The sequence below is a fragment of the Arthrobacter sp. Y3223164 genome, assembly GCF_059091005.1.
The window spans coordinates 1-11018 of sequence record NZ_JBNHGF010000062.1; the positions used below are offsets into that span (position 1 = coordinate 1).

Here is an 11018-nt window from a genome sequence, read left to right on the forward strand (position 1 = left end):
GGCTAGCCGCGCGGCACCGGGCTAGCCGCGCGGCACCGGCCTCGGCCCGCCGTCAGCCCTTGAAGACCGGCTTGCGCTTCTCCTGGAAGGCCTTGAAGCCTTCGGCGTAGTCGTCGCTCTTGCACAGCCGGCCCTGCGCGGCGTTTTCCTCTTCGGTGGCGAGCCACAAGCCCAGCCGCTGGTCGCGGATGTTCGCGACCAGCTCCTTGGACGCCCGGAAGGCGCCGGTGGCGCCCTGGGCCACCTTGCCCACGATGCCGCGGGTGGTCTCCAACAGCTCGTCCGCCGGCATGGCCCGGCTGAACAGCCCGGCCCTCACCGCTTCCTCGCCGCTCATCAGCTCGGCGGTGTAGATCAGGTCCAGCGTGCGGTGCGCACCGAGCCGCTCGGTGAACAGCCAGTGCCCGCCCGAATCCAGGGTGGCCCCCAGGTTGGCGAACGGCGAGCCGATCTTGGCGCTGTCGGCCACGTACACCACATCGGTGGCGATCAGCAGGCCGAGCCCGACGCCGAGCGCCGCCCCCTGCGCGGCGGCGAAGGTCGGTGCGGGGAACTCCGCCATCTTCCTCAGCACCGGGGTGACGACGCCGGACAGGTAACCGTAGGCATCGTCGGTGGCCGGGTCCACCGCCGAGATGTCGCGGCCGGCGCAGAAGCCGCGGCCCTCGCCGCGGAGCAGCAGCGCCCGGACGCCGGCGGCGGCGGCGTCGTCGTACGCCTTGCCCAGATCATGGACCGCCTGTTCGTCCAGCGCATTCATCTTGCCTGGTGCGTTGAGCACCACTTCGGCGATGTTGTCCTGGATGGACAGCTCAATCATGCTCATGGGACTCCTTCGGGGTCGGTGCTGTTTAAGATCGGTCAGGCGTCGTAGTCGACGGTGATTTCGTCGCCGGTGGGGTGGGTCTGGCAGGTCAGCACGTAGCCGCGCTCGATCTCGTCCGGTTCCAGCGCGTAGTTCTCCTCCATGGTGAACGTGCCGGAGACAACCTTGGCGCGGCAGGTGCCGCAGACGCCGCCGGCGCAGGCGAACGGAACGTCCGGGCGGACGCGCAGCGCGGCGTTGAGCACCGACTCCCGGGCATGCTTGGGCGAAGCGACCGTGCCGGAGAGCCCGTCCAGCCGGAAGTTGATCTCGTAGTTGTCCGCGCTGGGGTCGAGCTGCACCGGCCGGCCGATGTTGCCCTGCGGTTTGGTCGGCTCGCCGGTGCTGAACAGCTCGAAGCGGATCTTCTCGGCCGGCACGCCGCGTTCGGCCAGGGTGTCGCGGCACAGCTGCACCAGTTCGTAGGGGCCGCAGAGGAACCATTCGTCCACGTCGTCGGTGCGGAGCACGTTGTCGAACAGACTGGTCAGCTTCTCGGCGTCGATCCTGCCGGAAAGCAGCGGCGAAATGCGCTGTTCGCGGGAGAGCACGTGGTGCAGCGCGAAGCGGGTGGGGTATTTGTCCTTCAGGTCGGCCAGTTCCTCCACGAACATCACGTCCATGGCGGCCTTGTTCGCGTAGACCAGGTCGAACCGAACGCTGTCGCTGGCGGCCAGCACGGTCCGCGCGATCGAGATCACCGGCGTGATGCCGGACCCGGCGGCGAACGCCACGAAGGTGGCCCCGGCGTCGGCATTGATCTGTTCGGGGTGGTTGATCTCCGTCATCTGGTGCTTGGAGATGAAGGCGCCGGTGGGGCTCATGACGTCCAGGACGTCCCCGGCCTTGAGGTGGTCGTTGGCCCAGTTCGAGAACAATCCGCCGATGTCGCGCTTGATCGCCACCCGGATTTCGCCCGGCTTCGGCTCGGCGCAGATGGAGTAGCTGCGCCGGATTTCCTGGCCTTCGAGCGTGGTGCGCAGCGCCACGTACTGGCCGGGCACGTAATCGTACTGGCCGTGCAGTTCCTCCGGCACCTCGAACGTGACCTCGACGGCCTCGTCCGTGAGCTTGCGGACCTCGGCGACGGTCAGCGGGTGGAAGGTGGCGCGGCGCTTGACGGCCGTGGCCTCCGTGGTGGAAGTAGTCATCTAGAGCACCTTGAAGTAGTCGAAGGGTTCATGGCAGTCGTTGCACTGGTACAGCGCCTTGCACGACGTGGAGCCGTAGCGGGACAGCTCGCGGGTGTTGAGGGAATCGCAGCGCGGGCACTTGACGCTCAGGCCCAGCCTGACCGGTCCGGTGCGGACCGGCGCCATGCCCGACGGCGGGGCGATGCCGTACTCGTTCAGCTTGGCCTTGCCCTCGGCGGTCATCCAGTCCGTGGTCCAGGCCGGGGCCAGCACCTGCTTCACCCGGACGTCGGCGTAGCCCTCGGACGCCAGCGCGGCGACGACGTCGTCGCGGATGGCGTCCATGGCCGGGCAGCCGGAGTAGGTCGGGGTGATGGTCACCTCGACGGCGGGCCGCCCGCCGTCGTCCGTTTCATCCAGCACCGACACGGACCGCAGGATGCCCAGGTCCTCGATGCTCAGCACGGGGATCTCCGGATCACAGACGGTGGCCGCGACGTCCCAGACGCGCGCCGCTTCGGTTCCTGCCGGCCGTTGGGCCGTATTGGTGGACATGAATAGCTCCGTTACTCCGATGGCCGGCCTGGTTACCAGGTGGCGCCGGGGTGTTCGCGGGCCAGCACCTGCATCTCAGCCAGCAGGTAGCCCAGGTGTTCACTGTGTTTGACGCGGGTCTTGTCCGTCATGGCGGGCTGGACGTCCGGGACCTCCAGGGTTGCCTCCGCGAAGACGTCCGCGATGAAGGCGTCGAAGCCTTCGCGCAGTTCCGAGGGCCGCACCGCGATGCCGGGCAGCCGGTCGATCAGCTCATCGTCCAGGAACAACTGCTCCACGTAGGGCCAGATGGAGAGGAAGCCGGCGGCGATGCGCCGGTGCGACTCTTCCGTGCCGTCGCCCAGCCGCAGCGTCCACTGCGCCGCGTGGTCGCGGTGGTAGTCCACTTCCTTCAGCGCCTTGGCCGCGATGGCCGCCAGGGTCTCGTCCTGTGAATCGACCAGCCGCGAGTACAGCTCGTGCTGGTACGTGGCGATGACCAACTGGCGGGCGATCGTCCTGCCGAAGTCGCCGTTGGGCTGTTCGACGAGGTAGCTGGAGCGGAATTCGTTCTCCCCGCGCCAGTAAGCCAGGTCGTCTTCGGACTTGCCCCAGGCGGAGCCGGCGTAGGTCAGAAACGACCGGGCGTGGCCGATCTGGTCCAGCGCGATGTTGGCGAGCGCGACGTCCTCTTCCAACTCCGGCGCGCGGGAGATCCACCAGCCCAGCCGCTGGGCCAGGATCAGGGCGTCGTCGCCGAGGCGCAACGCGTACTCGCCGACGTCGTGGCTGGCCTTCGTGCCTTCGGTCACCTGCGCGGCAATGTCCTCCGGGCGCAGGGCGTTGCCCGGCGTGATCCGGGTGGCGCTTTCGCCGCTCACAGGTGCTTCACCCCTTCGCTCTTCGTGTAGTACGTGGCATGGCGGTAGTCCTTGCCCTTGGGCGATTCGAAGAACTCGCCCTTCGCGTCAGGATCGCTGGCCACGATGGCCGACGCCGGCACCACCCAGAGGGAGACGCCTTCGTTGCGCCTGGTGTAAAGATCCCGCGCGTTGCGCACGGCCATCTCGGCGTCCGGGGCGTGCAGCGAACCGGCGTGCACGTGGGAGAGCCCGCGCGAGGAGCGGACGAATACTTCCCACAGCGGCCAGGGCTGCTTGTCGGACGACGCGGCTTCCGCCGTCGCCGTCTCCACGGGTCGGGCCATTGCGGTCTGGTCTCCAGTTGCCATTCAGGCCACCTGTGCTTTCTGTGCCTTCTTGTCCGCGTAGGCGGCTGCTGCTTCGCGCACCCAGGCGCCGTTCTCGTGTGCCTCGCGGCGGCGTTCCATCCGCTGCGCGTTGCAGGGGCCGCGGCCGGCGAGGACTTCGTAGAATTCGTCCCAGTTGAGTTCGCCGTGCTCCCACATGCCGGTTTCCTCGTTGTAGCGGATTTTGTCATCGGGCAGGGTCAGGCCCAGGACCTTGACCTGTTCCTGGATCATCCCCACGAACCGCGAGCGCAGCTCGTCGTTGGAGAAGCGCTTGATGTTCCAGGCCATCGACTGCTGCGAGTTCGGGGAGTCGGTGTCCGTGGGGCCGAACATCATCAGCGCCGGGGCGTAGAAGCGGTTGACCGCGTCCTGGGCCATCTGCTTCTGCGCCGGGGTGCCGTTGGCCAGTTCCAGCAGGATCTCGAAGCCCTGCCGCTGGTGGAAGGACTCTTCCTTGCAGATCCGTACCATGGCCCGGCCGTAGGGGCCGTAGGAGGCCCGGCACAGCGGCACCTGGTTGGCGATCGCGGCGCCGTCGACGAGCCAGCCGATGGCCCCCATGTCCGCCCAGCTGTTGGCCGGGTAGTTGAAGATCGAGGAGTACTTGGCCTTGCCCTCGAGCAGCTGCTGGTTGAGGACGTGCCGGGGCGTGCCCAGGGTCTCGGTGGCGGAGTAGAGGTACAGGCCGTGGCCGGCCTCGTCCTGCACCTTGGCCATCAGGATGGCCTTGCGCTTCAGGCTGGGCGCGCGGGTAATCCAGTTCGCCTCCGGCTGCATGCCGATGATCTCGGAGTGCGCGTGCTGGGACATCTGGCGGACCAGTGTCTTGCGGTACTTCTCCGGCATCCAGTCGGCCGGCTCGATCCGGGAGTCCTCGGCAATGATCTTGTCAAAGTAGGCCTTCCCGGCCTCGTCCTCGGGGGACGGCACGGCGTGCAACTGGGAGTCGCCGGCCTGGGTCTGCGTTGCCACGATGGTCACCTCACTGTACGAAATCCGGCCGCGAAATAATTACCGACCGTTCGTTCAGGATATAGCGCATTTTCCGCAACCGTCAAGGCCAAGGGCGGCCGTCAGGGATCAGCCGGGATAACTTCCGGCCCGGTGCTTCCACCCTCAGCCGAACCCGTCCGGCGGGGCGGGCGGGCTCTATATATTGGTGGCATGACGCACAGCCCCGCCGAAACCGTCCCCGCCTCCTCCCCCGCAGCCCTGCCGGAACCGCCGTCGCCCCGCAAGGTTCCCGTCGAGCGCTCCCATCACGGCGACGTCTTCGTGGACAACTATGAGTGGCTGCGGGACAAGGAGAGCCCGGAGGTGGTTGCGCACCTGGAGGCGGAGAACGCCTACACGGCGGCGGTCACCGGGCACCAGCAGCCGTTGCGCGAGGCCATTTTCAATGAAATCAAGAACCGCACCCAGGAAACGGACCTGTCGGTTCCGGTCCGCAAGGACGGCTGGTGGTACTACGGCCGGATGGAAGAGGGCAAGCAGTACGGCATCCAGTGCCGGGTCCGGGCCGCGGACACCGGCGACCGGGCAGCCGATTGGACTCCCCCGCAGGTCGACGCCGGCCGGCCCGTGCCCGGCGAGCAGGTGCTGCTGGACGGCAATGCCGAGGCCGAGGGCAAGCCGTTCTTTTCGCTGGGCGGCTCTGCCGTGACCGTAGACGGCAGCCTCTACGCCTACGCCGCCGACTTCGCCGGCGACGAGCGCTTCACCCTGAGGATCAAGGACCTGGACACCGGCGACCTGTTGGACGACGTCGTGGAGAACGTCTTCTACTCGTTGGCGTTCGATCCCGACGGCAGCCGCGTGTTCTACACGGTGGTAGACGAGTCCTGGCGCCCGTTCCAGATCAAGGCGCACACCATCGGCACGCCGGCGGCCTCCGACGTCGTGATTTACCAGGAAGACGACCCGGCCATGTGGATGGGGTTCGAGCTCTCCTCCGACCGCCGGCACCTGGTGATCGGGATCGGCTGTTCCGAATACTCCGAGACGCGCCTGCTGGACTTCTCCGACCCGGAAGCCGGGCTGCGGACGCTGATCCCGCGCGGCGAGCGGGTGCTGTACGACGCCGAGCCGTTCCTGCTGGACGGTGCCGAGAAGGTGCTGCTGACCCACAACAAGGACGCGGTGAACTCGATGGTCTCGCTGGCCGACCTCGCGGAGTTCTCCAAGCCCCTGGCCGAGCAGCACTGGGACACCGTGGTGGAGCACGACGACGCCGTGCGGGTCAACGGGGCCGGGGTGACCGCCACCCATATGGTGCTGTCCATCCGCCAGGACACCATCGAGCGCGTGCAGGTGCTGCCCCTGGTCGGTTTGGGCACGGCCGGGCAGGCTGCCCCGGCGGAGCCGGCATTCGACGAGGAATTGTTCACCGCCGGCGTCGGCGGTTCCGACTACGAGGCGCCGGTGATCCGGCTGGCCTACACCTCGTTCCTGACGCCGCCGCGGATCTACGACTACGAGCTGGCCACCGGCACGCTGCACCTGCGCAAGGAAACGCCGGTGCTCGGCGGCTACGACCCGGCGGACTACGTGGCCGGGCGGGAGTGGGCGGCCGCGGCGGACGGCACGAGGATTCCGCTGTCGGTGGTCCGCAAGGCCTCGGTGCCGCGTGACGGCAGCAACCCGGCGCTGGTCTACGCCTACGGCAGCTACGAGGTGAGCATGGACCCGGCGTTCAGCACGGCGCGGCTGTCGCTGCTGGACCGCGGCGTGGTCTACGTGGTGGCGCACGTTCGCGGCGGCGGCGAGATGGGCCGGCACTGGTACGAGGACGGCAAGAAGCTGCGTAAGAAGAACACCTTCACGGACTTCGTCGCCGCCACCGAGTGGCTGGCGGCCTCGGGCTGGGCGGATCCGGGACGGATCGCGGCCATGGGCGGCTCCGCCGGCGGCCTGCTGATGGGCGCCGTCGCCAACCTGGCGCCGGAGAAGTACGCGGCGATCGTGGCGCAGGTGCCCTTCGTCGACGCGCTGACCTCGATCCTGGACCCGGACCTGCCGCTTTCGGCGCTGGAGTGGGAGGAGTGGGGCAACCCGATCACGGACCCCGAGACCTACGCGTACATGAAGTCGTACACGCCCTACGAGAATGTCAGGCCGGCCGCGTATCCGAAGATCGCCGCGGTCACCAGCTTCAACGACACCCGGGTGCTGTACGTGGAGCCGGCCAAGTGGGTGGCGGCCCTCCGGGAGGCCACAACCGGCACCGAACCGATCGTGCTCAAGACCGAGATGGACGCCGGCCACGGCGGCGCGTCCGGACGGTACGAGGCCTGGAAGGACCGGGCCTGGGATTACGCCTTCGCCCTCGACGCGATCGGCGCCACCGAGCTGGCCTAACCCGCCCGGCGATCCCCGGCCGCCTTGACTTGAATCACAAATCAGGATTACCTAATGAACATTCGGTAATGAACAGCGAGGGGCTTCCATGACGGACATCGACGTCGACACTTCCCGGGACGTTCCGGCGGAAAGCAACGAGCTGCAGCCGGGCGAACGGCCCGTGCACCCGGCCTTCGTCAACGACCAGGCCGCACGCTGGATGGGCGTGGAAGTCGTGAAGGCGGAGTTTGGCGACGTCGTGATCGAGATGCGGCTGCGCGAAGAGATGCTCAACGGCTTCGGCATGGCGCAGGGCGGCATGGTGTTCGCGTTCGCCGACGTGGCCTTCGCGCTGGCCTGCAACGACCCCGACGGCGACGGCAGCACCATCACGGTGGCCTCCGGCGTCGACGTCAATTTCCTCAACCCGGGATTCGCCGGCCGGCTGCTGACCGCGACCGCCCGGCTGGTCAACCAGACGGGGCGGAGCGGCCTGTACGACATCACCGTCACCCAGGAGAAACCGGACGGCGGTGCCGACGTTCTGCTCGAATTCCGCGGCCGTTCCCGCACCGTCCCCAACCCCGCCCGCAACCAGCGAAAGCCCTGACTGCGCCGCAGCTCCGGACAGCGACGCCCCCAGCCTTCACCGACAGCACTGCCCGACCCGCATTAAAGGACCGTTCCCATGACGACCACCACCGGTACGAAAGCCCGCAAGACCACTCCCGCCGCCGAGGACACCCTCGACCCGGAGGAGCTGATGAGCCGGGACGAGCTGGAAGCCCTCCAGCTGAAGCGCCTGCAGCACACGGTCGCCTACGCCTATGAGCGCGTGCCCATGTACAAGCAGAAGTTCGACGACGCCGGCGTCCGGCCGGAGGACCTCAAGGAACTGTCCGACCTGGCCAAGTTCCCCTACACGGACAAGGAAGACCTGCGCCGGTCCTACCCGTTCGGCATGTTTGCCGTGCCGCAGGAGGAAGTGGCCCGGATCCACGCCTCCTCGGGCACCACCGGCCGCGCCACCGTGGTGGGCTACACCCGCCGGGACATCCAGAACTGGGAGACGCTGTTCGCGCGCTCCATCCGCGCCTCCGGCGTCAAGAAGGGCTGGAAGGTCCACAATGCCTACGGCTATGGCCTGTTCACCGGCGGGCTCGGGGCACATTACGGCGCGGAGAAGCTCGGCTGCACCGTCATCCCCATGTCCGGCGGCCAGACCGAGAAGCAGATCCAGCTGATCCAGGACTTCGAACCGGACGCCATTCTCTGCACCCCCACCTACCTGCTCACCATCGTGGACGCGATGGAGCACGCCGGCGTCGATCCCGCGAAGACGTCGCTGAAGGTCGCCGTGCTCGGCGCCGAGCCGTGGACCGATGAGATGCGCCACGAGCTGGAAGGCAAGCTCGACATCGACGCCTGCGACATCTACGGACTCTCCGAGGTCATGGGCCCCGGCGTCGCCGGCGAATGCGTGGACTACAAGGACGGCTCCACCATCTGGGAGGACCACTTCCGGCCGGAAATCGTCGACCCGCTCACCGACCGGGTGCTGGGCGACGGCGAGTCCGGTGAGCTGGTGTTCACGTCGCTGACCAAGGAGGCCATGCCGGTGATCCGCTACCGCACGCACGACCTCACCCGGCTGCTGCCCGGCACCGGGCGGCCGAACATGCGCCGCATCGGCCGGATCACCGGGCGCTCCGACGACATGATCATCCTGCGCGGCGTGAACCTCTTCCCCACCCAGATCGAGGAGATCGCCCTGCGCATCCCCGGCCTGAGCCCGCATTTCCAGCTGGAGATCAGCCGGCCGCACCGGATGGACGAGCTCACCGTCAAGATCGAACGCCGCGAAGACTGCACCCCCGCCAAGGCAACCGAAGCGGCCCGGGAGCTGCAGCGCCAGATCAAGATCCACGTCGGCTCCAGCTGCAAGATCGTGGTTGCGGACCCCGGCACCCTCGCGCGGTCCAGCGGCAAGCTGCGCAGGGTCTACGACCTGCGCGACAACGCCTGACGGATGTGGGAGCGGCGGGCGGCAGCAGGCCTGTGCAGGCACCGCCCGCCGCATAACTGACCTAACGGTCGTGGGAGAATAGGACAATGGCGAAAACAAGGACCCAGGAGACCGCCCGCCGCGGCCGCCCGGGCTACGACCAGCAGTCGGTGCTGAACGTCGCCGTCGCCGTGTTCAACAAGCACGGCTACGAGGCAACCTCCATGGGCATCCTCGCCGAGAATCTGGGCATCTCCAAGAGCGCCATCTACCACCACGTTCCCTCCAAGGGCGACCTGCTGCGCCTGGCCCTGGATGAGGCCCTCGGCAGCCTGGAAGGCGTGCTCGAAAACCCGTCGGCTTCCGCCGGCCGGGCGGATGCGCGCCTGGAGTTCGTGCTCCGCGGCACCGTCCAGGTCCTGTGCGAAAAACTGCCCTACGTCACCCTGCTGCTGCGCCTGCGCGGCAACACCGAGATCGAACGCGACGCGCTGGACCGCCGGCGCGCGTTCGACCACAAGGTGGCGGACCTGGTGGACGCCGCCCGGGCCGAGGGCTCCCTGCGCGGGGACATCGACCCGAGGACCACGGCCAGGTTGCTGTTCGGCACGATCAACTCCATTGTCGAGTGGTACAAACCGGGCGGATCGCTGTCCCCGCAGAAGCTCGCCGACGACCTGATCGCCATGATGTTCGACGGCCTCCACCTGCCTGCCGCGGCCCGCGTCATCGCCTGACTCCCGGCGCAGCGCCGGCCCGCACCAACGCCTGATTCCCGGCGGCAGCGCCGGCCGCACCCTCGCGGATCCGCGGCCGCCCGACGGAGCCGGCGTACCTGCTGAATTCGCCGTCCTCCCCTGCTAGGCTGACCTCACCATTCGATGTTATGGGGACGTGATCGATATGGATGGGGAGTTCGGGTGGGTCTCGGCGCTCAGCATGGCGCTCACGATCGCCGCCATTGTCCTGTTCGCCTACCGCGTGCCGTGGGCCTGGTTGCTGCCGGTGGCCGCTACCGCCGTGCTGCTGGCCACCGGGATCCCCTACGGCCGGTTGAACACAAGCACCGTTTTTGTGCTGGCTGCTGCCCTCTACGGCCTGTGGAAGTGGACCCAGTACCGGCGGGAAGGCGTCCGTGTCCCGCTCCGCTCCGCCCACGGGCGTGAGTGGGGAATCGGCGCTGGGCTGTTGCTGCTGCTGTTCCTGCTCAACGGGTTCGCCGGCGTCACCCCGGTTGCCGAGATCGGCCCCCTGTACCTGTTCAACGCCCTGCTGGCCGCACTCCCGGCCGTCATGTACCTGGGCTTCGCCCACGGCATCCTGCAGTCGTGGTGGCTGGGCGTTGCGCTCTCGCTGTCCACCATGTTCCTCTCCGCCATCCGGGACGCACCGGTCTGGGTCTCGCTGTACGGCGCGATAGCGGCCGGACTCCAGGTCTTTGGTTACCTGGGCTGGCAGGCGGCCTTGCGGCGGCCGGTGCGGAGCAAACACCGGTTAGCGCCGGTGCATCCGGGGCGTCCGGCCGCTCCCGGTCGTCCGGCCGCTCCCGGTCCCGGCTCGGCGGGACGGGCCGCATAACCAGCTGACGGGAGGGCGGCGGCATGGACTGGATCATGGCCTTGAAGGTCCTGGACGGTCCTGCCGGCGCGCTGGTTTCCGTGGGCTACCTGCAGGCGTCGGTGGGCCTGCTGACGGTCTTCCTGTTCGGCCTCCACTCCCGCTGGGCCTGGCCCGTGCTGCTGGTGCAGGAGGCCCTGGTCTTCCTGCTGCTGCTTACGCCGGCTTTCGACGGCGGCGGCGGGTTCTTCGTCGATGCCTCGATCGGCGTGGCGCTGCTGCTGCCCTGCTACGGCGCGTGGCGCTGGCGGTCCGCCGCCCCGCTCCTTGCGC

The 11018-nt window shown here is 68.2% G+C and carries 12 protein-coding genes; 6 read left to right on the top strand and 6 right to left on the bottom strand.

Annotated features, from left to right (window positions below):
- Window positions 1–52: 52 nt before the first annotated feature.
- The 6 genes from AC5RUJ_RS05520 to paaA are packed head-to-tail and all read right to left on the bottom strand — an operon-like array spanning window position 53 to window position 4756.
- The gene (locus AC5RUJ_RS05520; protein WP_494001294.1) at window positions 53–820 is read right to left on the bottom strand and encodes an enoyl-CoA hydratase/isomerase family protein; all 768 of its coding nucleotides are present in this window, start codon (window positions 818–820) and stop codon (window positions 53–55) included.
- A gap of 41 nt (window positions 821–861) precedes the next feature.
- Window positions 862–2016, bottom strand: a complete 1155-nt coding sequence (gene paaE / locus AC5RUJ_RS05525) for a 1,2-phenylacetyl-CoA epoxidase subunit PaaE (RefSeq protein WP_494000607.1) — start codon at window positions 2014–2016, stop codon at window positions 862–864.
- Window positions 2017–2553: a 1,2-phenylacetyl-CoA epoxidase subunit PaaD gene (gene paaD, locus AC5RUJ_RS05530; protein ID WP_494025369.1), complete on the bottom strand. Its 537-nt coding sequence runs from the start codon at window positions 2551–2553 to the stop codon at window positions 2017–2019. It lies immediately after the preceding gene.
- Between the two features lie 32 nt (window positions 2554–2585).
- The gene (gene paaC, locus AC5RUJ_RS05535) at window positions 2586–3413 is read right to left on the bottom strand and encodes a 1,2-phenylacetyl-CoA epoxidase subunit PaaC (RefSeq protein WP_494000609.1); all 828 of its coding nucleotides are present in this window, start codon (window positions 3411–3413) and stop codon (window positions 2586–2588) included.
- Window positions 3410–3739, bottom strand: coding sequence for a 1,2-phenylacetyl-CoA epoxidase subunit PaaB (gene paaB, locus AC5RUJ_RS05540; protein WP_494001295.1), 330 nt, complete (start codon window positions 3737–3739; stop codon window positions 3410–3412). The genes paaC and paaB overlap by 4 nt, the downstream gene beginning before the upstream one ends.
- A gap of 24 nt (window positions 3740–3763) precedes the next feature.
- Entirely contained in the window at window positions 3764–4756 is a 993-nt protein-coding gene (gene paaA / locus AC5RUJ_RS05545; RefSeq protein ID WP_494000610.1) for a 1,2-phenylacetyl-CoA epoxidase subunit PaaA, read from the bottom strand.
- Window positions 4757–4948: 192 nt separating this feature from the next.
- Between paaA and AC5RUJ_RS05550 the strand changes: the two genes are divergently transcribed.
- The 6 genes from AC5RUJ_RS05550 to AC5RUJ_RS05575 all read left to right on the top strand — a co-directional run.
- The gene (locus tag AC5RUJ_RS05550; protein WP_494128802.1) at window positions 4949–7141 is read left to right on the top strand and encodes a S9 family peptidase; all 2193 of its coding nucleotides are present in this window, start codon (window positions 4949–4951) and stop codon (window positions 7139–7141) included.
- A gap of 88 nt (window positions 7142–7229) precedes the next feature.
- Window positions 7230–7733 (top strand): hotdog fold thioesterase, encoded by a 504-nt coding sequence (locus tag AC5RUJ_RS05555; RefSeq protein ID WP_494000612.1) that lies wholly within the window; start codon window positions 7230–7232, stop codon window positions 7731–7733.
- Between the two features lie 78 nt (window positions 7734–7811).
- Window positions 7812–9149, top strand: coding sequence for a phenylacetate--CoA ligase PaaK (gene paaK / locus AC5RUJ_RS05560; protein ID WP_494076350.1), 1338 nt, complete (start codon window positions 7812–7814; stop codon window positions 9147–9149).
- A gap of 86 nt (window positions 9150–9235) precedes the next feature.
- On the top strand, window positions 9236–9865 hold the full coding sequence (locus tag AC5RUJ_RS05565; RefSeq protein ID WP_494000614.1) for a TetR/AcrR family transcriptional regulator: 630 nt from the start codon (window positions 9236–9238) through the stop codon (window positions 9863–9865).
- 166 nt (window positions 9866–10031) lie between these two features.
- Window positions 10032–10706, top strand: coding sequence for a nicotinamide mononucleotide transporter (locus tag AC5RUJ_RS05570; RefSeq protein ID WP_494128810.1), 675 nt, complete (start codon window positions 10032–10034; stop codon window positions 10704–10706).
- Between the two features lie 35 nt (window positions 10707–10741).
- On the top strand, window positions 10742–11018 hold a 277-nt coding region (locus AC5RUJ_RS05575), incomplete at its 3' end, for a hypothetical protein (RefSeq protein ID WP_494155654.1).